This window comes from Pseudomonas sp. UF-293 (genome assembly GCF_058245595.1).
Genome location: NZ_JBSICA010000005.1, coordinates 185,307 through 207,037 on the forward strand (window position 1 = coordinate 185,307; position 21,731 = coordinate 207,037).

Below are 21,731 nucleotides of genomic sequence, written 5' to 3' on the forward strand. Positions count from 1 at the left end.
TCGCGCCAGTAGTGGCGAGGGGAGTAAGCAGGCGTGTGGCTTTCAATCAGTGGGATTCGCATAGTCCATCCTTTGTCCGGGTCCAGAGCGATCTGTGCGCTCGATGACTTCAATGTCAGGACTGATGCTATAGACCCAGCGTCCGACGACCAACCTGAAAAAGTCGTCAGAAATATCCCCTCATCTGATCAAAACGCTCCTGTTTCCGTAGGACCCAAACGCAATTTTCAGCGGTGTAATCCGTTGCTGCTTTCAAGTTGGGGCGAGGGACTTTTGACTTACAATGCGCTCCACCTCCAGATACCGGCCCTGCTCCATGGACATCGACCTCGCCCGCACTTTCCTCGAAATCGTCCGTCACGGCAGCCTCGCCGCCGCCGCGCAGAAGCTGTTCGTCACGCAAACCGCGATCACCGCACGGGTGCAGAAGCTCGAAAGCCAGTTAGGCAGCACGCTGTTCGTGCGCAATCGCGCCGGAGCGAAGTTGACGGCCAATGGCGAAGCGTTCGTGATTTATGCCAATCAATTGGTACAGACCTGGGAAGCCGCGCGCCGCGACTTGCCGCTGCCCGAGGGTTATCACAACGTTCTGCACATCGGTGGCGAGGTCAGCCTGTGCAATCCGCTGATGCTCAGTTGGGCGGCGGAACTGCGCGAGAAAATCCCCGGCCACGCACTGCGTATGGAAATCCGCGATGGCGAAAATCTTTTACGTCAGCTCGAACTCGGTGTGCTCGATGCCGCGCTGGTTTATCAACCGGAATACTGGCCGGGCCTGCAGGTCGAGCAAGTGCTGGAAGAAAAACTGATTCTGGTGCGCGCGCCCGAGCGTCCCGAACCATACGTCTACATCGACTGGGGCCCGGATTTCCGCCGTCAGCACGACGCCGCCCTACCGGAAAAAGCCAAAGCCGCGCTGAGCTTCAACCTTGGTCCGCTGGCCCTGCAATACATCCTCGAACATGGCGGCAGTGGTTATTTCCGCACCCGGGTCGTGCGCACTTATCTGGAAACCGGCGCGCTGGAAGCCGTCACCAAAGCGCCGGAATTCGGTTATCCGACCTATCTGGTGTATTCCCGTGATCGCGACTCGGCCGTGCTGCAGCAGGCCTTCGATCTGTTGCGCGAAGTGATCCGCACCGATGACGACTGGTCACAACGCTGGAATCCGTTGAGCTGATGCAGCGCTTGCAGTCCAGAGCATGGCATTTGTGACCTCAACGTTCGCCCTGCACAAGTCAGCGGATCGGCTAATCTGCCGGGTATAACAACAATACCCGCAGGTGAAACGCATTGAGGCAGACCACCGAGGCATTCCGCGGCCGTTACCGCGCGGCCATTCATCCTTTATACAACCCGTGGCTGCATGGCGCGTTCGTGCTGCTGTTCGGGATTCTCGCGATTGCTGCGTTCTGGCACACAGTAGATTCGGTGAGCTGGCTGGAGTGGCTGACCGTGCCGCTGAGCCTGTTGTTGTTCAACTTCGGCGTGTACATGGTCCATCGTCATTTGGGTCATCACAAAAAAGCTTTCGCGAAGATGTTCTACGCGCGGCATGCCGGCGACCATCACAGTTTTTTCACCCCCGGCAACATGAGCTACGACAGCGCTCGGGACTGGCGGGTGATTCTGTTTCCAGCCTGGCTGATCGTCATTCATACGCTATTGATCACCCTGCCGCTGTGGTGGCTGCTCGCGCAGATCAACGCCAATGTCGCCGGGCTGTTCGCCGGGTGCATGGTGCTTGGCTATCTGCTCTACGAAGTGTTCCATGCCTGCGAACATCTGCCGCCGCAAAATCCGTTGGCCCGTTTGCCGTGGATCCGCCAGATGCGCCGTCTGCACGAATTGCATCACCGCCGCGAGCACATGCAGGAGCGCAATTTCAACATCGTTCTGCCCTTGATGGACTTCCTGTTCGGCACGCTGTACCGCGAGCCGGAACCCGCCCCTTTGAGTCATTCGAAAATGCCCATGACGCGCATGCAGCACCAGATCGATATCCCCGGCGAACCGGTCGCCGTGCTGGCCTATGCCGCCAGCGTCAGTCACTGGCCGGAATGGCATCCCTCTTCATTGAAGATTGACGGCCCGCAAGGTCCACTGCATGCCGGGGCGCGTTTCGAAGAGGATATCCATGCCGGCGGACGTGCCGGTCACTTGCGCTGGGAAGTCACTGAATATCTGCCGGGACGGCGCTGGTGCGCACGCGCGCAAAGTGATCAGGGCCTGTCCCTGCGGCTGACTTACGAGTGTTCGGCGGAGGCTGGCGGCACGCGATTCGTGCGTACGCTGGAATATCGCTTTGACGGCTTGCTCATGCGTCTGGCTAATCGCCTGTTGCTCAAGCGGCGCATTGAGCGCGAGTCTGCCGCGTCCATGCTCGCCCTGCGCTACAAGGCTGCCGAGCGTATCGGCACGGCGAGGGCCAGCGTGTGAAACTACGTTATGTGCTGTGCCTGCTGATCGTTCTTGTCATCGCCTTCTTGTTATTGCTGCCGACCAAAGTCGAACCGGTGGCCTGGACGCCGCTACCGGCGCCGTCGTTGAGAGACGGGATCTACGCGGACAACCAGCGCCTCAAAGGTGTGGCGAAGGTCGGGCCGAGCGACATCGAAGGGCCGGAGGCGTTGCTACTGGAAGACGAATTCCTCATCACCGGATTGCACGACGGCCGATTGATTCGCAGCAGCCTCGACGGTACGCAGCGCAAGGTTCTCGCCGACACCGGCGGCCGCCCGTTGGGCCTGGCCCGTCATCCGAACGGCATGCTGGTGATTGCCGACGCGGTCAAAGGTTTGTTGTCTCTCGATGCACAGGGCCGCGTGATCCCCTTGACCACCGAAGCCAACGGTTTGCCATTTGGCTTCACTGATGATGTAGCGGTCGACAAGTCCGGCCACTATGCCTATTTCAGTGATGCCTCGAGCCGCTGGGGCTATGGCCATGACGGTGAGGCAATCATCGAGCACGGCGCCGACGGCCGTTTGCTGCGTTACGACTTTCAGAGCGGCAAGACCAGCGTGCTGCTCGACAAGCTGCAGTTCGCCAACGGTGTCACCCTGGGCCCCGACGAAGCCTACGTGCTGGTCAACGAAACCGGCGCTTATCGCATCAGCCGCTACTGGGTGAGCGGACCGAAGGCCGGCACCAATGATGTGTTCATCGACAACTTGCCGGGGCTGCCGGACAACCTCTCGTTCAATGGCAGCAATCGTTTCTGGGTAGCGCTGTATGCACCACGCAATGCCCTGCTCGACGGCACGGCTGAACATCCGTTTTTGCGCAAGATGATCGTGCGGGCGTTGACGGTTTTGCCCAAGCCTGTCGAAAAGCGCGGGTTTGTGCTGGGACTGGATCTGGACGGCAAGGTAATTGCCAGTTTGCAGGATGCGAGCGATGGCAATTATTCACCGATCACCACGGTGCGCGAGTATGGGCAGTGGTTGTATTTCGGCTCGTTGAAGGCGACGCATATGGGGCGGATGGGGTTGGATTCGGCGCTGAAGTAAAACAGTAAAATTTTCACCATATGGACCGACGCTATCGCTGGCAAGCCAGCTCCCACAGTGTCCATATGAACACCAAATATGTGTCCACCAGAAGAACCTGTGGGAGCTGGCTTGCCAGCGATTGCGCATTTCAATGTGGGAGCGAGCCTGCTCGCGAAGGCGGTCTGTCAGTTGCCGGAACGGTCGAACTTCTCCGGATCTTCATCCTCCGGCAGCTCTTTCACGGTTTTTTCCGGATGCGCAGTGGTATGCGACGGGCTGTTCGGTTCAGGACGGGTAGGAATCGGGTCGAAGCCGCCCTGCTCTTCACTGGGGAATTTGGGGTCGTTCATGAGGCACCTCGCAACGAGTCGATGGTTTGCAGACTCTGCACATTGGAGGTGCCATTGACCGTTGCCGTTCCCTTCAAAGTGTGACCGCAGGTCGGGCGATTACTGTCCCGTCAGCGGCTGCCCGGCCAGTTGGGCAACGATCTGTTCCTTGACGATCACACGCTTCTCTTTGAGCTTCTTCAGCTCGTCGTCAGTGGGGGCGTCTGACTGCGCGTTCTCGGCTTCGACCACAGCCTTATCCACGTCGAAATACTTGTTGAGCAGCGAGTCCAGCTTCGGATCCTCGGAGCGTTTTTGCTCGATCTCTTCCTTTTTGCACCCCAGGTCCTGATACAGATCATGTGAAACCGGCATGAAACACCTCCATCAAATTGATCGACAACCAGCGCGACCGATGCGCTGACTCTTTATCAGCATGGCCTTGCGCAACGGCTTCTGTCGACACCCTGTCAGACCAGCGGTTGCCGTTCGTCGCCCTGTCGGAAATGCGATAAAACCTTTGGCTTCTGCGTTCGCTCCATTGGATAACGCTCACAAAAACCTGCGTGGAGATACCCAATGGACGGATTCAACCTGCGTCATCTTGCTCTGGCTGTTGCCCTGTCTGCCGGCATGGGCAGCGCCTTTGCCGCGACCGACAACGATTTTGTCGATAACGCCGCCGCCGGTGGCATTGCTGAAATCGAAACCAGTCGCCTGGCCCTGGAAAAAAGCCAGTCCGCTGACATCAAAGCCTTTGCCAACCAGATGATCACCGATCACAGCAAGGCCAACGACGAACTGGCGGCGATTGCCAAAGCCAACGACATCGAAGTTCCGGACACCACCACCCTGGTCAAACAAGCCAAGGAAAAGATTCTCGACATGCGCGATGAATCCTTCGATGCGGCCTACGCCAACAACCAGGTCAAGGCGCACGAAGAAACCATCGAGCTGTTCAAGAAACAGGCGAACACTGTGACCGATGACAAGGCCAAAGGCGCAACCGAACTGAAAGCGTTCGCGCAGAAAATGCTCCCGGCGCTGGAAAAACATCTGGCCCACGCCAAAGAGCTGCAAGCCAAACACCCGAGCAAGTAACCGCCCGGCAATAAAAAGGCCGCATCATCCGATGCGGCCTTTTGCGTTTTGGCGATCAACCGCCATCGGTGTCGATATCGGCGTCGGTGCTTTCGCCCGGTTCAGGACGATCCGGGTCAGGCTTGAATCCAGGGCTGAAGTCGTTGCTGTTGTCATTGTGATGCTGTTTCTGATCGACCTCGGCAGCCGCGCTGTCCGCCCGTCCTTCTTCGGCCGGTGCAGGCTGGGATTGCCCCGGCGTTTGCGGGTCGATGGCCGGGTCGTTGCGGTTAATTGACTCTGAGGACTGATTTTGCTGTTGCGGCGCTTGCTCGTTCATATCCACCTCATTCATAGTCCTGCCTCCTTCTTCCAGCGCGACTGGAAAACGTCGGGCATGCAGATTCGAAGCCTGACGCCGTAGATTCGTTCAAAAGATCGTTGCCTGCCGCCACGCCGACTAGAGTTACCGGGGCGTTCGACGCGGCAGGCAGAAAAAATCACCGCTGGCTGAACAACTATTTCAAGCGGCAAATGTCAGTCAAATCGCGCCGCTCATTTCGCCGAGCCGGCCCCTATACGTAACGGAGCGACACGCACATGGCAGCACTGCAGAACAGCACAGTTGAAGCAATCAAGAACAATCAGGCTCAACTGTTGAGCGAATGGACCAAACGCCTCGAGGCCAGCGGCGCCACGCGCAATCTCAAGGAACACGACCTCGCTCAGCAAACCCGCGACCTGCTGAGCCTGCTGCTCACCGGTCTGGAAAACGGCAACGGCAGCAAGATTGCCGCCGCTGGCTGGGAAGATACCCGTCAGTTCCTTGAAAAGCTGTCGCAGAGCCGCGCCCTGCTCGGCCAGGATTCCCAACAAACCGCCAACTTCATCTTCGCCTTGAAAGGTCCGCTGTTCGCCCTGTTGCAAAATCATTATCAGGATCAGCCGGCACTGCTCGCCGAGCAACTGCTGGAAGTTTCCGAACTGCTCGACACCGTCGGCATGCACACCATCGGCACCTTCCAGAAATCCCGTGAAGCGGTGATCAAGCGTCAGCAGGAAGAACTGCTGGAACTGTCGACCCCTGTCGTCAAGCTGTGGGATGGCGTCCTCGCCCTGCCAATGATCGGCACCCTCGATTCGCAGCGCACCCAAGTGGTAATGGAATCGCTGCTGCAACGCATCGTCGACACCGGTTCGGAAATCGCCATCATCGACATCACCGGCGTGCCGACCGTTGACACCCTGGTCGCCCAGCACCTGCTGAAAACCGTGACCGCAATCCGTCTGATGGGCGCCGATTGCATCATCAGCGGCGTGCGTCCGCAGATTGCGCAAACCATCGTGCACCTGGGTCTGGACCTGCAAGGCGTAGTGACCAAGGCCAATCTGGCCGACGCATTGAAACTGGCCCTGACTCGCCTGGGCATCAGCCTCGGCAAAGCGGTCTGAGCCGATGGAGCGTATTCCGATTCTTCAGATGGGCGATTTGCTGCTGGTGACCATTCAGGTCGACATGCACGATCAACTCGCCATGACCCTGCAGGACGATCTGTCCGAGCGCATCAGCCGGACCTCGGCGCGTGGGGTGTTGATCGACATCTCGGCGCTGGACATGGTCGATTCTTTCATCGGGCGCATGATCGGCACGATTTCCGGGCTGTCGAAAATCATGGACGCGGAAACCGTGCTGGTCGGCATGCAGCCGGCCGTGGCGATCACGCTCGTTGAGTTGGGCATGACTTTGCCGGGCGTCAGCACCGCCCTCAACGTCGAACGCGGAATGAAACTGCTGCAGGATCGAGTACGCCTGCAATGACCGTGCGCAGCAGTGGTACTCAACCCATCCTGATCGAACAGGACGTGGTACTGGCCCGCCAGACCACGCGCAAGCTCGCCACCGAATGCGGCATGCGCCTGATCGACCTGACCAAACTGGTCACCGCCGTCAGCGAGCTGGCGCGCAACACCATGGTCTATGGCGGCGGCGGCGACATGGATTGGCAGATCCTCGAGGAAAACGGCCGGGTCGGTTTGCGCATCACGTTCCGCGACGAAGGCCCGGGCATCCCCGACATCAAACTGGCGATGACCGACGGCTGGACCTCCGGCAGCGGTCTGGGTCTGGGCCTGACTGGTGCCAAGCGTCTGGTCAATGAATTCGAACTCGACACTGAGCCCGGCAAAGGCACGCGCATTACGATTACACGATGGACATGAATATCACCGGGTCGTTGACCCAGGTTCTGCCGATCGAGGACAGCAGCCAGATCGGCCACGCGCGGCGCACTGCGCAGAAACTCGCCGAGCAGCATGGCTTCGACGAAAACGATGCCGGCCGTGTGGCGCTGGTCGCGACGGAACTGACGAGCAACGTACTCAAGCATGCCCAGCGCGGTGAGTTTCATCTGCGTGTCCTGGCTCGGCCGGATAACGGTTTCGGCATCGAAATGCAGACCGTCGATCGGGCTCAGGGCTTTGATCTGGATGCCTGTCTGGCGGATGGCTTTTCCACTGGCGGCACACAAGGCATCGGCCTCGGCGCCGTATCGCGGCAGACCAACGTGTTTGATGTCTACGCCGACCACCGTGGCGCAGTGCTGCTGGCGCGAATTTTTCCGCGTAGCGATCGTCAGGCTGATATCCGTTTTGGGGTCAGTCAGCATTCGCTGCATGCCGATCCAGCCTGCGGCGATGTCTGGCACCTGGCGTATCAAGACTGTCGAATCAGCGCGCTGGTGGTCGATGGCCTCGGCCATGGCGAGGACGCCGAGCGTGCGGGCCTGGCCGGGGCACAGGCATTCGCCCGGGCACCGTTTGCCGATCCTGTGGTATTGATGGAAGACCTGCATCAGGAAATGCTCGGCACGCGCGGCGGCGCAGTCGCTTTCGCGCAGTTCGACAGCCAGCGCGATGGCCTCACGTTCGCCGGTGTCGGTAATATCGGCGCCAGCTTGCTCGACCCGGCAAAGTCACGCGGGCTGGCCTCGCATCCCGGCATCGTCGGCGGCCAGTACCGTAAAGCCAAACCCTTTGACTATGCTCACGTGAACGGACATTTATTGATCATGTACAGCGACGGCTTACAGTCCCGTTGGAATCTCAAAGACTACCCCGGACTGGTGCATCGCCATCCGTCCGTGATAGCCAGCGTCCTGCACCGCGATTTCTGTCGTGGCCGCGATGACGTGACGGTGCTGGTCGTTGACCTGGAGGCCACCCATGGCTGAATCGACAACCCTGAGCCCTGCTGAACAGGCGGCGCTCATCGCGCAGTTGCAGCGTGAAAACACCGCCCTGCGCGAAGAGCTCGATGAAACCAACCAGGGCGTGCTGGCGCTGTATGCCGAACTTGATAACCAGGCCGACGAACTGCGTCAGGCGTCGGATCTCAAGAGCCGTTTCCTGTCGTACATGAGCCATGAATTCCGCACGCCGCTGGGTTCGATCCTGAGCATCAACAGCCTGCTCGCTGACGAACTCGACGGCCCGCTCAGTCCTGAGCAGCACAAGCAAGTGGCGTTTGTCAGCACGGCTGCCCGCGAGCTCAGCGACATGGTTGATGACCTGCTGGATCTGGCGAAGATCGAAGCCGGGCGCATCAGCATCTCGCCGGCCTGGTTCGACATGTTCGACCTGTTCTCGGCCCTGCGCGGGATGTTCCGGCCGATCGTCGATGCTTCGGCGGTGGATTTGATTTTCGAAGAGCCGCTGGGCCTGCCGCGTCTGTATACCGATGACAAGAAGCTCGGGCAGATCCTGCGCAACTTCATTTCCAACTCGCTGAAATTCACCACCCGTGGCGAAGTGCGGGTATCGGCGCGCATGGAAGGTGAAGACAAGGTGCGCTTTGCCGTAAGCGACACTGGCATCGGCATCGCGGCCGAGCTGCATGACACGCTGTTCGAAGATTTCTCACAGGTCGATTCACCACTGCAGAAACGTCTGCGCGGCACCGGTCTGGGTCTGTCACTGTGCAAGCGTTTCGCCGCCCTGCTCGGCGGTGAAGTCGGGGTAGACAGTACGCCGGGCGTGGGCTCGACGTTCTTTGTCATCATCCCGCTGGCGATCGCTCTGGAGAACGTCGATGAATGGTGACATCCGCCTGTTGATCGTCGATGACAACGTCGCTACCCGTTACGCACTGCGTCGGCGCCTGGAGCGCCATGGCTACACGGTGCTCGAAGCCGGCACCGGCAGCGACGGTCTGGCCTTGATCGAGAGCGAAGCCCTCGATGCGTTGATCCTTGATGTCAACCTGCCGGACATGAGCGGCTTCGACATCGTCCGCCTGCTGCGCGCCGACCCACGCACTGCGCTGTTGCCGGTGATTCATGTGTCAGCGGCGTCGATCCAGACCGGCGACATCATCACCGGCCTCAACGCGGGCGCCGATGCCTATCTGATTCACCCGGTCGACCCCGATGTACTGCTGGCGACGTTGCGTACCCTGCTGCGGGTGCGCGACACGGAGAATGCCCTGCGCGAGAGCGAGGCACGTTTCCGCGAGATTTTCGCCAATGTCTCGGCACCGATCGCGGTGCTCGATGCCAACCTCAAAGTACATGAATGCAATCACGCCTTTGCTCAGTTGATTGTCGATAACCGCGATCCGCAGGCGCTGCGAGAATGCTTCGCTGAGGATCAATGCTCGATTCTCGATGAGTTGCGCTTGCGGCTGGTCGACGGCGAGCGCTGGAAAGGCACGCTGAACATGCGCGTGCAGGGTGAAATTCGCGAAACCGAATGGCAGATTTCGCCGTATCGCACGCCAGAGCTGAGCCTGGTGTTCGTCGAGGACGTCACCGAACACCGCCACCGCGAGCGCTCGCACCTGGCGCGGCTGGATGACACCACCACGCAACTGGCCAAGGAGGTCGCCGAACGCGTGCATGCCGAAGCGCAATTGCTGCAAGTGCAGAAAATGGATGCACTGGGCAAGCTCACCGGCGGTATCGCTCACGACTTCAACAATCTGCTGACCGGGATCATCACCAGTCTGGAACTGATCCAGAAACGCGTGGCCGATGAGCGTCTGGACAAAGTGCAGTTCTATACCGAAGCGGCGCTGAACTCAGCGATGAGCGCGGCCTCGCTGACCCATCGCCTGCTGGCATTCGCCCGTCAGCAGCCGCTCGATACGCGGCCGGTGGACATCAACGAGCATGTCCGCTCGCTGGAAGAACTGCTGGTGCGCACCATCGGCGAGCGCATCACCCTCAAGCTGGAACTGACCAACAAACCGGCGATTGCGCTGGTCGACCCGGTGCAGCTGGAAAGCGCGGTGCTCAACCTGGTGATCAACGCCCGCGATGCCCTGCCCTCCGGCGGCAATATCTGGGTCAATACTTACGCCGCTTATTCCCACGGCGATCCGAATCTGGCCGATGGCGCTTACGTGGCGCTGTCGGTACGCGACGACGGCACCGGCATCGAACACAACGTGATCGACAAGGTGTTCGAGCCATTCTTCACTACCAAGCCGCTGGGCCAGGGCACCGGGCTCGGTCTGTCGACGATCTACGGTTTTGCCCGTCAGTCCGGCGGTGACGCGCACATCCGCAGCGTCGCCCGCCGTGGCACCGAAGTGACCATCATGCTGCCCGGCACCAACGACCCGACCGGCGCCGACGCGCCAGTGCCGGTGCCCGACGCCCAAGGCAGTGGCGAGCATGTGCTGATCGTTGAGGACATGGCCACGGTGCGCTTGTTCGTTACCGAAGTGCTGGAAGACGCCGGCTATCGCTGTACGCAAGTGGCGGATATCGAATCGGCGCTGGAGCGCTTGCAGAATGACCCGTCGATCGACCTGCTGCTATCTGACGTCGGCTTGCCGCGCATGAGCGGCCGTGAACTGGCGGATGTTGCCCGTGGCTGGCACGAAGGGCTGCCGATCCTGTTCATGACCGGCTACGCGGAAACCGCGCTCAACCGCCAGGTCTTCCTTGGCACCGGCATGGACATGCTGGTCAAACCGTTCCAGATCAGTGAACTGCTCGACAAGGTCCGCCGCACAATCGATGGCGCCTGAACTGACGCCAATCCCCCTGTGGGAGCTGGCTTGCCAGCGATGGCGGCCAGCAAGGCGCTGCAGTTATCGGCTCAAAGCTCGGGCAAGAAATGGCGCGGTCTTGCTCTTCTTGCTCGCCGCAACTTTCTGCGGTGTGCCGGCGGCGACGATCCTGCCGCCCTGATCGCCGGCCCCGGGGCCGATGTCGATTACCCAGTCGCTCTGCGCGACCACACGCATTTCGTGTTCGACGACGATCACCGTGTGCCCCGCCGTCACCAGCGTATCGAGTTGTTCCAGCAAGCGATCGACATCCCTCGGGTGCAATCCAGTGGTCGGTTCATCCAACACATACAAAGTCGCGCCACGCTGGCTGCGCTGCAACTCGGTCGCCAGTTTGATTCGCTGCGCCTCACCGCCGGACAGTTCCGTGGCCGGTTGCCCCAGGCGCAGGTAGCCCAGGCCAATATCGCGCAGCACTTCCAGCGAACGACGAATCCCCGCCTGCTCGGCAAATACCGCCACCGCTTCATCGACGGTCAGTTGCAACACCTGAGCGATGCTCAAGCCTTGCCAGAGAATCGCCAGGGTCTGCGGGTTATACCGCGCGCCGTGGCACGTTGGGCACGGCGCATACACGCTGGGCATGAACAGCAATTCCACGCTGACAAACCCCTCACCCTCGCACGTGGCGCATCGGCCCTTGGCGACGTTGAAGGAAAACTGCCCGGCGTCATAGCCCGCCGCTTGTGCCTCGGGAGTCGCGGCGAACAGCTTGCGCACGTTATCGAACAAACCGGTGTAGGTCGCCAGATTGGAGCGCGGTGTACGGCCGATCGGTTTCTGGTCAACCTGCACCAGCCGTTTGATCGACTCCAGGCCGGCGCTGATCTGGCCAGTGCTGGGCGGTGGCGTGTCATCTTCCAGGCTCGGTTCTTCTGGCTCGGCCTCGGCCACCGGACGGCCCAACTGCGCGCCGACCAGTTCCAACAAGGCCTGACTGACCAGACTCGACTTGCCAGAGCCCGATACGCCGGTCACCGAGGTGAAACAGCCCAAGGGGAATTCGGCGCTGAGATTGTTCAGGTTGTTGCGCGTGACACCATCCAGTTTCAACCATCCGCTCGGCTTGCGCGCGCCGCGCTCAGAGCGTTGGTTTTCGGCGAACAGATAGGCGCGAGTCTGCGAATCTGCAACATCAGCAAGTCCCGCAGGCGGACCGCTGTACAGCACGCGCCCGCCCTTCTCGCCTGCCGCCGGACCGACGTCGATCAGCCAGTCGGCGCGGCGCATGGTTTCGACATCGTGCTCGACCACAAACAGCGTATTGCCGTCCGCCTTCAACCGTTGCAAGGCCTCGAACAATGCCTCGCCATCCGCCGGATGCAGGCCGGCAGATGGTTCATCCAAAACATAAATCACCCCGAACAGCTGCGACCCCAATTGCGTGGCCAGGCGCAAACGCTGCAATTCGCCAGACGACAAGGTTGGCGTACTGCGTTCCAGCGCCAGATAACCCAGGCCGAGATCGGTCAGGGTGCTGACCCGCTCCAGCAGATCTTCAGCAATGCGCTGCGCCGCCAGACGTTTCTCCAGCGACAGGTTCGGCGTGTGGCGCACGTCCGGCGCGCTGGCATGACCGCTGGCGCCATGCGCGACCCGTTGCTGACGGGCCTCGCGGGTTTGCGCATGACTGAGGGTGTCGCCTTTCTCCTCGGCCTGTTCAAGATAATTCGCCGCTGCCACCGGCCGCAGTACATCGGCCACTTGCAGCAACGGCATCTGCGACAGCTCACCAATGTCGTAACCGGCAAAGGTCACCGACAACGCCTCGCGCTTGAGCCGTTTACCCTCGCACACTGGGCACGGGCTGCCGCGCATGAACTGCGAAACACGCTTCTTCATCAGCGCACTTTGCGAGTGGGTGAAGGTGTGCAGGATGTAGCGCCGCGCGCCGGTGAAGGTGCCCTGATAACTCGGTTCCATCTTGCGCTTGAGGGCGACGCGGGTTTCCTCCGGGGTCAGCCCGGCGTACACCGGCACCGTCGGCGTTTCTTCAGTGAAGAGAATCCAGTCACGCTGCTTTTTCGGCAGTTTTTTCCATGGAATGTCGACGTCGATGCCCATGGTCACGAGGATGTCGCGCAGGTTCTGCCCCTGCCACGCCAACGGCCAGGAGGCTACCGCGCGCTGGCGGATGGTCAGGTTCGGGTCCGGTACCATCAGCGCTTCGGTCACTTCATAGACGCGGCCAAGTCCGTGACACTCCGGGCAGGCGCCTTGTGGTGTGTTCGGTGAAAAGTCCTCGGCATACAACATTGGCTGCCCCGGCGGGTAACTGCCGGCGCGGGAATAGAGCATGCGAATCAGGCTCGATAACGTCGTCACGCTGCCCACCGACGAACGCGCGCTCGGCGTGCCGCGCTGCTGTTGCAAAGCGACGGCGGGCGGCAAGCCTTCGATGGAATCGACATCCGGCACGCCAACCTGATCGATCAGCCGCCGCGCGTACGGCGCAACCGATTCGAAATAACGCCGCTGGGCCTCGGCGTACAACGTGGAGAACGCCAGCGATGACTTGCCTGAACCGGAGACACCGGTGAACACCACCAGCGCATCGCGCGGAATATCTACGTCAACGTTCTTCAGGTTGTGTTCGCGGGCCCCGCGCACACGGACCATGCCGGCGGGTGCTTTGGAATTGCGCTTGGAAGTCATCGACCTGCCTTGGTTGGAAAACAGTGGCAGCGCTCGGCCTCAAGTGCCGAGCACCTCGCAAATCATCTGCAGTAACGCTTGCGGGCTGTAGGGTTTGCCGAGCAGATGCGTATCGGGGCTGAGCTGGTGGTCGCGGGAAATGATGTCGCGGGTATGCCCCGAGGTGAACAGCACCGGCACCGGCGGCGTCTGCACCTTGGCCCATGCGGCCAGATCCGAACTCTTGATCAGGCCGGGCATGACCACGTCGGTGAAGATCAGATCAATCTCGATGCCTTCCAGCAACATCTGCATGGCGACGTCGCCATTACAGGCGGTCAGCACTCGATAACCTTCTTCGCGCAGCAACTCGACTGCCGAAGCGCGCACTGCGTCATTGTCTTCCACCACCAGAATGGTTTCGTGGCCGCCGCTCTTGCGTTCGCCGACACTGGCGGCCTCTTCGCGAACCGGACGCAGGCTGCGCGGAAAATACAATTGCACCCGCGTGCCGGCGCCGAGCTTGCTGTCGATCTCGACGTGGCCGCCGCTCTGTTTGACGAAGCCGAAAACCATGCTCAGACCGAGCCCGGTGCCCTGCCCATCGGCTTTGGTGGTGAAGAACGGTTCGAAGACCTGTTCGAGCATCTGCGGGGCAATGCCCACGCCAGTGTCGCTGACCGCCACACGGACATACTCACCGGCAGAAATGCCTTTGCCTGCACAGAACTCGTTGTCGAGACGAACATTGGCCGCGCTGAGGCCGATAACGCCCTCGCCCTTCATCGCGTCGCGGGCGTTGATGGCCAGATTGAGGATGGCGTTTTCCAGTTGATTGCGATCGACGTTGATGTGCCACGGCTGCGGCGGCAGTTGCACGTCGATCTGAATGGTTTCGCCCAAGGCGCGTTGCAGCAATTCGCCGACGCCTTCGAAAATCTGTTCCGGGTTGCACACGGCGGGTGAAAGCGGTTGGCGTCGGGCAAACGCCAGCAGTTGTGAAGACAGTTTGGCGCCGCGCTCGACCGCTGCCAGCGAAGCCCCGACCCGGCGCTGTACGTTGGCATTGTTCGGCTCATGGCGGGCAAGCAGATGCAGGTTGCCGGCGATCACTTGCAGCAGATTGTTGAAGTCGTGGGCGACGCCGCCGGTGAGGCCGCCGATCGCTTCAAGTTTTTGCGATTGACGCAATTGCTCTTCCGCAGCCAGTCGCGCATCCACTTCGGCGGCCACGCGCTGTTCGAGGTTGCGGGTGAATTTGAGCAGTGATTCTTCGGCGTTCTTGCGCTCGTGGATGTCAATCAGCACACCGGGGAAGCGAAACGGCTTGCCATTTTCATCGAACTCGCAGGCACCACTGGCCAGCACCCAAAGGTACTGGCCGTCGCCACGCTGCACGCGGTATTCGGCGTTGTAGGGTTCGCCAGTGCGCACGCAATGGGCGACCCGCTCCTGCACCCACCGATGATCCTCGGGATGGATGCGCGATTCGGCGATTTCCTGTGGCAGATCGCTCAGATCCTGGTCTGCGGGATAGGAGAAGGTACGGGCGAATCGCTCATCGGCGGACAAGCGATTGTTCTTGATGTCCCAGACAAACGAGCCCAGCAATGCGCCGGCATTCAAGGCCAGACGCACGCGCTCGTTGTCGGCGCGATAGGCGTCTTCCGCCGCCTGGCGCAGGCGCTCGGAATGCACCAGTTCGGTGGTCTCGACCACCATCGCCATGACGCCGCCGGGCACGCCTTCATCGTTGGCCACCGGGCTGTAATACAAATCCATCCAGACATCTTCGGGCACGCCATCACGCAGCAATACCAGCTCTTTGTTGCGATAGGACAAGGTGCCGCCGGCCAGGCAGGTGTCGACGACGTGACGGTTGAATTCGGCGACTTCCGGCCAGCCCAGTTCTACTGGCACACCGAGCAGATAGGGATGGCGACCACCGGCGAATTCGGAATAGGCGTCGTTGTAGATCATGTAGCCGGCGTGGCCCCAGAGCATCACCATCGGCAACGGCGAAGCCAGCATCAGTTGCACAGTGTTGCACAGGCTGGCCGGCCAGTCGGTGAGCGGACCCAGTTCCGTGTGGCTCCAGTCGAACGCACGGATGCGTTCGGCCATTTCGCCTTTCCAGCCCTCACAGCCGTGGCTTTCGGATAAAAACTGCATCGCCTGACTCAGTGTCCTTTTTTGCGGTTTTCCGATCTATCGCAACGCTACAACGACGCGACGCCCGTGTGTTTCGAGGCTCTGAAAGCGCATTGGTTTCATTGGAGGTATAGCCGATTTGCAACGCCGGGCCATTCAGACGCCAATCAAGTGTTTGAGCGGGTGATAGCCGGTTTTCATTTTTGCAGCAGCGTCAAGAATCGCTTTCTCGATTCCGTTGAGGTGCGTGCAGGTCAGCTCGATCGCGGCGCTCTGATTGCCGGCCTCAATGTACTCGAGCAGGCGCAGGTGTTCATCGTCGCGGCAGGCCTGGTGACTGTCGTCGTCGAGCGCGGCGGCATACAGCGAGGCGCGCGAGATCAGCTTCTGGAACCAGTCGAGCAGCACCGGATTGTTCAGGCTGCGCGCCAGTTTGAGGTGGAATTCGCCAAGCAAGTGGATCAGCCGTTCATGGTCGCCGGCCGCATGGGCCGCATCCTCCAGCAATAAGTGCTCGCGCAGGTCCTGCATGACAACGGTGTCTTTGCGTCGGCACAGTTCGGTGACGATGCCGATCTCGATCAGCCGCCGGGTTTCGAACAGCGAACGCAGCTCTGCGTCACTGGGCAAAGAAACCGACGCGCCTTTGTTGGGCTCGGTCGTCACCAGGCCATCGGCCTCCAATTGCTTGAGCGCAGCCCGCACCGAGGTGCGGCTTACATTGAACAGCTCAGCCAGCGAGGCCTCGCCCAGCTTCATGCCCGGGCGCAACGAACGCTTGCTGATCGCCGCGTAAACCCCTTGGTAGACGCGGTCGACCGTGGTTTCCAGCTTCTTTTCGCTCATTCGAACACTCCTTTGGCCTCGGGCAATTCATCCTGGCAGTGGCCGGCCATGGAGATTGATGGGATTCCCGTACCCGTGTGAAGCGCAGAATATCTGCCTTCGGCACAAAGGTGCAGCCTTTTGATTTGTATCTGTTTTGAACACTGAGCCCAAAACCTGTGGGAGCGGGCTTGCTCGCGAAGGCGTCGGCACATTCAACATCATCATCGCCTGACAGCCCGCTCCCACAATGATCCAGGGCAAAGTCACCATCTTCAGCGCAACAACAATCCCTGTGGGAGCGGGCTTGCCCGCGAAGGCGGCGGTACATTCAACATCATCATCGCCTGACCCACCGCTTTCGCGAGCAAGCCCGCTCCCACAATAATCCGAGACAAACCCACCATCTTCAGCGCCACCAAAATCCCTGTGGGAGCGAGCCTGCTCGCGAAGGCGTCGGTACATCCAACATCATCGCGTGACACACCGCTTTCGCGAGCAGGCTCGCTCCCACAATGGTCCGGGGCAAAGCCACTATCTTCAGCTCCACCAAAGTCCCTGTGGGAGCGAGCCTGCTCGCGAAAGCGGTGTGTCAGGCAACTCGATTGGGACTGTCACAGCGTTTTCGGTGCAGACTTTCTCACAAAGGATCAGTGGAAATCACGGCTCTGCACGTGAATGCCATTGAGCAGCGGGCTGAGGTCGCTCATGCGCCCGGCGATCAGGTGGCGCACATCGCCTTCGCGTTCCCAGCGGCCGTCGACCTTGAGCAATTGCGAACCCACCAGCACCTGTCGCTGACGCTCGGCCAGGTCACGCCAGACCACCACGTTGACGTTGCCGAACTCGTCTTCCAGGGTCACGAACGTCACGCCGCTGGCCGTACCGGGGCGCTGTCGGCCGGTGACCAGACCGGCCACGCTGACCGGCCGGCCATGTTCGATATCCATCAATTCCCGAGAGCTGCGGCAGCGCCGGGCCTGCAACTCGCCACGCAACAAGGCCAACGGGTGCGGCCCGAGCGTCGTCCCCACTGTGGCGTAATCAGCATGCAAGTCTTCGCCGACGCTGGGTTTGGGCAGGACGATTTTGACTTCTTCCTCGTTGGGCAAGCCGGCAAACAGGCCGAGTTGTTTCTGTACCCCGGCCACTTCCCAACGCGCGCGATGACGATGCCCGGCCAGGCCGCGCAAGGCGCCGGAGTCAGCCAGCAAGGCCTGCGCACGACTGTCGAGGGCGGCGCGCTCACCGAGATCAGCGACATCGGCAAAGGCGCCGTGTCGCCGCGCGGCTTCGATGCGCCGGGCATCTTCTTCGCGAAAACCCTTGATCATGCGCAGGCCCATCCGAATCGCCGGTTGCCCGGCACTCAGCGGTTCGAGGCTGCAATCCCAGTCGCTGGCGCGCACGTCCACCGGACGGATCTGCAATTGGTGCCTGCGCGCGTCCTGCAGAATCTGGTCCGGACTGTAGAAACCCATCGGCCAACTGTTGATCAGTGCACAGGCGAACGCCGCCGGCTCGTGACACTTGAGCCAGCAACTGGCGTAGGTCAGCAAAGCAAAACTGGCGGCATGTGATTCGGGGAACCCGTAACTGCCGAAACCCTTGATCTGCTCGAAGATCTGCGCGGCAAATTCCGGCGTGTAGCCGTTCTTTTTCATGCCAGCGGCGAGGCGTTCCTTGTGCGGTTCCAGTCCGCCATGGCGTTTCCACGCAGCCATGGAACGGCGCAGCTGATCGGCCTCGCCGGGGCTATAGTCGGCAGCGACGATAGCGATCTGCATGACCTGTTCCTGAAACAGCGGCACGCCCAGGGTTCTTTCCAGCACGACTTTGAGCGCTGGCGACGGATAGGTTTCCGCCTCTTCTTTATTGCGTCGGCGCAGGTAGGGATGAACCATGCCGCCCTGAATCGGCCCGGGCCGGACGATCGCCACCTCAATCACCAGATCGTAGAACGTCTTCGGTTTCAGGCGCGGCAGCATCGACATCTGTGCCCGCGATTCGATTTGAAACACCCCGACCGTATCGGCACGGCTGATCATCTCGTAGGTCGGTTTGTCTTCGGGCGGGATTGTCGCGAGCGTCAGATCCAGATCGCGATGCCGGCTCAGCAGGTCGAAGCAACGGCGAATCGCACTGAGCATGCCCAAGGCGAGAATATCCACCTTGAGCAGGCCGACCGCATCGAGGTCGTCCTTGTCCCACTGAATGATCGTACGGTCGGCCATCGCCGCGTTTTCGACCGGTACCAGGGTGTCCAGCGGTTGCTCGGAGATTACAAATCCACCGGGATGTTGCGACAGGTGCCGGGGGAAGCCGATCAGTTGCCCGGTCAGGCTCAGTACACGGCGCAGCACCGGGCTCTGCGGATCGAAGCCACCTTCGCGCAAGCGTTCCAGCGGCGGCGTTTCATCGCTCCAGCGACCGCAGCAGTCGGCCAGCGCGTTGACCTGATCCGGCGGCAGGCCGAGCGCCTTGGCCACATCGCGCACGGCGCCGGTGGCGTGATAGGTGCTGACCACCGCCGTCAACGCCGCACGCCGCCGGCCGTAACGGTTGAACACGTATTGCAGGACTTCCTCGCGGCGCTCGTGCTCGAAATCAACATCGATGTCCGGCGGCTCGTTGCGTTCCTTGGACATGAAGCGTTCGAACAGCAGCGTGGTGCGGTCCGGGTCGATCTCGGTGATGCCCAAGGCAAAACACACCGCCGAGTTGGCTGCCGAACCACGGCCCTGACAGAGAATTTTCTGTGTGCGGGCAAAGCGCACCACGTCGTGCACGGTGAGGAAGTAGCTTTCGTAGCCGAGTTCGGCGATCAATTGCAGCTCGTCATCGATCTGCTTGAGCACCTTGGCCTGAGGCCCTTTCGGCCAGCGCCAGGCAATGCCCTCCTCGGTCAGATGGCGCAACCAGGAACTGGCATTGTGACCAGCAGGCACCAGCTCTTTCGGATATTGATAGCGCAGCTCGCTCAGATCGAAGGTGCAGCGCCGGGCAAGGTTGACCGACTCTTCGAGCAAGGCTGGCGGGTAAAGCTCGCGCAGCTCATCAAGGCAACGCAAATGCCGCTCGCCATTGGGGTGCAGGCACAGACCCGCTTCGGCCACGGGGACGTGATGACGGATCGCGGTCATGGTGTCCTGCAAGGCACGGCGGCCACGGGCGTGCATGTGCACATCGCCGCTGGCCACGGCTGGTACCTGCAACTCAGCCGCCAGAGCCAACAATGCCGCCAACCGCTGCTGATCGTCCTGGCCGCGATGCAGTTGCACCGAGAGCCACAGGCGGTCGCCGAAGGTTCGTTTCAGCCAGCGCCCTTCTTCCCGCTCATCCACTGAGTCGGGCACCCACAACACCAGCAAACCCGGCAGCGCTTCGGCGAAGTCTTCGCGCAGCACCTGATACTGGCCTTTTTGCGTACGCCGCCGAGCCTGGGTAATCAAGCCGCACAGGGCCTGATAACCCGCAAGGTTTTCCACCAGCAGCACCAGTTTCGGGCCGTTTTCGATACGCACCTCGCTGCCGATGATCAGCGGCAACTCGACGGACTTTGCCGCTTGCCAAGCACGGACGATTCCGGCGAGGGTGCATTCGTCGGTAATCGCCAACGCCTGATAGCCGTGCTTTTTCGCCCGCTGAAACAACTCCAGTGCGCTTGAGGCGCCGCGCTGGAAACTGAAATTCGACAGGCAATGCAGTTCGGCGTAATCGGCACTCATGCGAACCAGCCCTGCAGCCACAACGGACCGCCCTCACCCACCGCCCGCCAGGCCCAGCCTTGCTGCCCGGCGCGGTTCTGGATCAGGTAATAATCACGCCGCACGTCACCCCCGTCCCACCAGCCGGATTCGATGCGCTCCGGCCCCATGAGAATCCGTGCCGAACCTTCCGGCACGCTTTGCGGTTCGTTGAGCAGCCAGCCCGGGCGCTGGACACTAGGCAACCCCGTGCAAGGCTGTTTGTCGACGGCGCTCTGCCAAGCGCACTCAGGGCGATGATCGGGCTGAAAGCGCAAGCCCTGCACCGCGTCATCACCCAGCCGTGCGCGCAGACGTTCGCGCAATTGCTCCCAGGGCAAGGTTTGCTGCGGGCGATCGTCGAACAGTTCCTGATACTGCGGAACGAAACTCGGCAGGTCTTCGGCGCGCAAGCGAAAACCACGCACCGGCGCCTCGACCTGGACTTGCTCCAGCCGGCCACGGGCCAGTTCGAAGAGCATCGCCGCGTCACGTTCGACGCTAAGCAGGCCGACCTTGATCACCGTATCCGGCAGCCCGGCGTGTTCCAGAAGCAAATCGAAACGCTGCACGCCACTGTCTCGCCCGCAAAGAAACGCTGACAGATCGCCGGTCAGACGCCGTAACGGGAACAACAAGGCCTGATGGGACTGCACGTCGTAATTCAGCTCGATGCGAATGTCGAAACGGTCGGGCGGAAGATAGAACGCCAGTGCCAGAGGGCGTGCGCCGAACAGCGTGTCGAGGTACTTGAGCATCTGCGCTTCGAAACGCCGGGCCAGTGCCTGGCGTGGCAGGCTTTGCACCTGACTGAGATTGCGCAGCCCCATGCGCGACAACGCCGTGGCGACATTCGGCTCCAGCCCGACACGATCAACCGGCAATTGCCCGAGATGATGCTGCAAGGCTTCGCCGTCCGGCACTACCAAGCCATCGTAGGCATTGGCCAGCACCCGCGCGGCCACCGGGTTCGGCGCGGCGACGATGCGGTGACGAAAGCCGAGGTCTTTCAACTCCTGGCGCAAGCGAGCTTCGAATTGCGGCCAGGTACCGAACAGGCCCAGGCTCGATTCGATCTCGAAGACCACGGTGCGCGGGTAATGCACGCTGACCTGTGCGCTGAAACGATAGGCCCACGCGGCGAGAAACTGCTGCCAGTGCTCAACCTCGGCCACCTCGTAATCGGCGGTGGCAAAGCCTTTGCTCATGGCTTGCGCGGCGGTCATCGATATACCGGGACGCAGACCGAGTTTGCGCGCCGCCGGATTCACCGCTTGCAGCACCCGGCGTTGGGCCGGGCCACTAAGCAGGACCAGCGGCTCCTCAGGGTCTGGGCGCTGCCGCAGCACAGCGTCGAGGGCCAATTGCGGAAAAAGGATACATACCCAGCGCATGACGT

General features: G+C 61.1%; 18 protein-coding genes. 10 read left to right on the forward strand and 8 right to left on the reverse strand.

Annotation, left to right across the window (positions count from 1 at the left end):
- The first annotated feature begins 316 nt into the window (after positions 1–316).
- The 3 genes from AC4IHP_RS08690 (at position 317) to AC4IHP_RS08700 (ending at position 3,512) form a co-directional block, all read left to right on the forward strand.
- On the forward strand, positions 317–1,180 hold the full coding sequence (locus AC4IHP_RS08690) for a LysR family transcriptional regulator (protein WP_024012724.1): 864 nt from the start codon (positions 317–319) through the stop codon (positions 1,178–1,180).
- A 113-nt stretch (positions 1,181–1,293) separates the two neighbouring features.
- A complete protein-coding gene (locus tag AC4IHP_RS08695; RefSeq protein ID WP_490831470.1) occupies positions 1,294–2,439 on the forward strand; it encodes a sterol desaturase/SRPBCC family protein in 1,146 nt (381 codons plus the stop codon).
- Positions 2,436–3,512, forward strand: a complete 1,077-nt coding sequence (locus AC4IHP_RS08700) for an SMP-30/gluconolactonase/LRE family protein (RefSeq protein ID WP_490831471.1) — start codon at positions 2,436–2,438, stop codon at positions 3,510–3,512. Before AC4IHP_RS08695 ends, AC4IHP_RS08700 begins: the two co-directional genes overlap by 4 nt.
- 167 nt (positions 3,513–3,679) lie before the next feature.
- On the opposite strand, the gene AC4IHP_RS08705 is transcribed toward AC4IHP_RS08700, so the two are convergent.
- Positions 3,680–3,844: a hypothetical protein gene (locus AC4IHP_RS08705; protein WP_490831472.1), complete on the reverse strand. Its 165-nt coding sequence runs from the start codon at positions 3,842–3,844 to the stop codon at positions 3,680–3,682.
- A 99-nt stretch (positions 3,845–3,943) separates the two neighbouring features.
- Complete coding sequence (locus AC4IHP_RS08710; RefSeq protein ID WP_041478686.1) at positions 3,944–4,198, reverse strand: DUF465 domain-containing protein; 255 nt, start codon at positions 4,196–4,198, stop codon at positions 3,944–3,946.
- 204 nt (positions 4,199–4,402) lie between these two features.
- Here AC4IHP_RS08710 and AC4IHP_RS08715 point away from each other — a divergent pair, with 204 nt between their 5' ends.
- Positions 4,403–4,924, forward strand: coding sequence for a DUF4142 domain-containing protein (locus tag AC4IHP_RS08715; RefSeq protein WP_016774469.1), 522 nt, complete (start codon positions 4,403–4,405; stop codon positions 4,922–4,924).
- A gap of 55 nt (positions 4,925–4,979) precedes the next feature.
- Here AC4IHP_RS08715 and AC4IHP_RS08720 read toward each other — a convergent pair whose 3' ends face one another.
- Positions 4,980–5,243: a hypothetical protein gene (locus AC4IHP_RS08720; protein WP_490831505.1), complete on the reverse strand. Its 264-nt coding sequence runs from the start codon at positions 5,241–5,243 to the stop codon at positions 4,980–4,982.
- Between the two features lie 260 nt (positions 5,244–5,503).
- On the opposite strand from AC4IHP_RS08720, the gene AC4IHP_RS08725 reads away from it, so the two are divergent.
- The 6 genes from AC4IHP_RS08725 to AC4IHP_RS08750 are packed head-to-tail and all read left to right on the forward strand — an operon-like array spanning position 5,504 to position 10,934.
- Positions 5,504–6,355, forward strand: a complete 852-nt coding sequence (locus tag AC4IHP_RS08725; protein ID WP_460118758.1) for an STAS domain-containing protein — start codon at positions 5,504–5,506, stop codon at positions 6,353–6,355.
- A 4-nt stretch (positions 6,356–6,359) separates the two neighbouring features.
- Positions 6,360–6,722, forward strand: coding sequence for an STAS domain-containing protein (locus tag AC4IHP_RS08730; protein WP_016774466.1), 363 nt, complete (start codon positions 6,360–6,362; stop codon positions 6,720–6,722).
- Positions 6,719–7,123 (forward strand): anti-sigma regulatory factor, encoded by a 405-nt coding sequence (locus tag AC4IHP_RS08735; protein ID WP_016774465.1) that lies wholly within the window; start codon positions 6,719–6,721, stop codon positions 7,121–7,123. Before AC4IHP_RS08730 ends, AC4IHP_RS08735 begins: the two co-directional genes overlap by 4 nt.
- Positions 7,120–8,133: an ATP-binding protein gene (locus tag AC4IHP_RS08740; RefSeq protein WP_490831506.1), complete on the forward strand. Its 1,014-nt coding sequence runs from the start codon at positions 7,120–7,122 to the stop codon at positions 8,131–8,133. The genes AC4IHP_RS08735 and AC4IHP_RS08740 overlap by 4 nt, the downstream gene beginning before the upstream one ends.
- Positions 8,126–9,001: a sensor histidine kinase gene (locus AC4IHP_RS08745; protein WP_490831473.1), complete on the forward strand. Its 876-nt coding sequence runs from the start codon at positions 8,126–8,128 to the stop codon at positions 8,999–9,001. Before AC4IHP_RS08740 ends, AC4IHP_RS08745 begins: the two co-directional genes overlap by 8 nt.
- Complete coding sequence (locus AC4IHP_RS08750) at positions 8,991–10,934, forward strand: response regulator (RefSeq protein ID WP_490831474.1); 1,944 nt, start codon at positions 8,991–8,993, stop codon at positions 10,932–10,934. Before AC4IHP_RS08745 ends, AC4IHP_RS08750 begins: the two co-directional genes overlap by 11 nt.
- Before the next feature lie 63 nt (positions 10,935–10,997).
- On the opposite strand, the gene AC4IHP_RS08755 is transcribed toward AC4IHP_RS08750, so the two are convergent.
- From AC4IHP_RS08755 to AC4IHP_RS08775, 5 genes are all read right to left on the reverse strand, one after another.
- Positions 10,998–13,631, reverse strand: a complete 2,634-nt coding sequence (locus AC4IHP_RS08755; protein ID WP_490831475.1) for an excinuclease ABC subunit UvrA — start codon at positions 13,629–13,631, stop codon at positions 10,998–11,000.
- Positions 13,632–13,670: 39 nt separating this feature from the next.
- Entirely contained in the window at positions 13,671–15,782 is a 2,112-nt protein-coding gene (locus AC4IHP_RS08760; protein ID WP_460118750.1) for an ATP-binding protein, read from the reverse strand.
- 135 nt (positions 15,783–15,917) lie between these two features.
- Positions 15,918–16,607, reverse strand: a complete 690-nt coding sequence (locus AC4IHP_RS08765; RefSeq protein ID WP_460118748.1) for a GntR family transcriptional regulator — start codon at positions 16,605–16,607, stop codon at positions 15,918–15,920.
- Between the two features lie 629 nt (positions 16,608–17,236).
- Positions 17,237–20,314 carry an error-prone DNA polymerase gene (locus tag AC4IHP_RS08770; protein ID WP_490831476.1) on the reverse strand — a complete coding sequence of 1,026 codons (3,078 nt, stop codon included), beginning with the start codon at positions 20,312–20,314 and terminating at the stop codon, positions 17,237–17,239.
- Positions 20,311–21,726, reverse strand: coding sequence for a Y-family DNA polymerase (locus tag AC4IHP_RS08775; RefSeq protein ID WP_490831477.1), 1,416 nt, complete (start codon positions 21,724–21,726; stop codon positions 20,311–20,313). Before AC4IHP_RS08775 ends, AC4IHP_RS08770 begins: the two co-directional genes overlap by 4 nt.
- Positions 21,727–21,731: the final 5 nt, after the last annotated feature.

Excerpts from the sequence above, each read along its gene's own strand:
- AC4IHP_RS08715 (WP_016774469.1), top strand. The coding sequence starts at position 4,403 with ATGGACGGATTCAACCTGCGTCATCTTGCTCTGGCTGTTGCCCTGTCT.
- AC4IHP_RS08750 (WP_490831474.1), top strand. The coding sequence starts at position 8,991 with ATGAATGGTGACATCCGCCTGTTGATCGTCGATGACAACGTCGCTACC.
- AC4IHP_RS08720 (WP_490831505.1), bottom strand. The coding sequence starts at position 5,243 with ATGAACGAGCAAGCGCCGCAACAGCAAAATCAGTCCTCAGAGTCAATT.
- AC4IHP_RS08710 (WP_041478686.1), bottom strand. The coding sequence starts at position 4,198 with ATGCCGGTTTCACATGATCTGTATCAGGACCTGGGGTGCAAAAAGGAA.
- AC4IHP_RS08775 (WP_490831477.1), bottom strand. The coding sequence starts at position 21,726 with ATGCGCTGGGTATGTATCCTTTTTCCGCAATTGGCCCTCGACGCTGTG.
- AC4IHP_RS08760 (WP_460118750.1), bottom strand. The coding sequence starts at position 15,782 with ATGCAGTTTTTATCCGAAAGCCACGGCTGTGAGGGCTGGAAAGGCGAA.
- AC4IHP_RS08770 (WP_490831476.1), bottom strand. The coding sequence starts at position 20,314 with ATGAGTGCCGATTACGCCGAACTGCATTGCCTGTCGAATTTCAGTTTC.
- AC4IHP_RS08730 (WP_016774466.1), top strand. The coding sequence starts at position 6,360 with ATGGAGCGTATTCCGATTCTTCAGATGGGCGATTTGCTGCTGGTGACC.
- AC4IHP_RS08740 (WP_490831506.1), top strand. The coding sequence starts at position 7,120 with ATGAATATCACCGGGTCGTTGACCCAGGTTCTGCCGATCGAGGACAGC.
- AC4IHP_RS08705 (WP_490831472.1), bottom strand. The coding sequence starts at position 3,844 with ATGAACGACCCCAAATTCCCCAGTGAAGAGCAGGGCGGCTTCGACCCG.
- AC4IHP_RS08765 (WP_460118748.1), bottom strand. The coding sequence starts at position 16,607 with ATGAGCGAAAAGAAGCTGGAAACCACGGTCGACCGCGTCTACCAAGGG.
- AC4IHP_RS08735 (WP_016774465.1), top strand. The coding sequence starts at position 6,719 with ATGACCGTGCGCAGCAGTGGTACTCAACCCATCCTGATCGAACAGGAC.
- AC4IHP_RS08755 (WP_490831475.1), bottom strand. The coding sequence starts at position 13,631 with ATGACTTCCAAGCGCAATTCCAAAGCACCCGCCGGCATGGTCCGTGTG.
- AC4IHP_RS08690 (WP_024012724.1), top strand. The coding sequence starts at position 317 with ATGGACATCGACCTCGCCCGCACTTTCCTCGAAATCGTCCGTCACGGC.
- AC4IHP_RS08725 (WP_460118758.1), top strand. The coding sequence starts at position 5,504 with ATGGCAGCACTGCAGAACAGCACAGTTGAAGCAATCAAGAACAATCAG.
- AC4IHP_RS08745 (WP_490831473.1), top strand. The coding sequence starts at position 8,126 with ATGGCTGAATCGACAACCCTGAGCCCTGCTGAACAGGCGGCGCTCATC.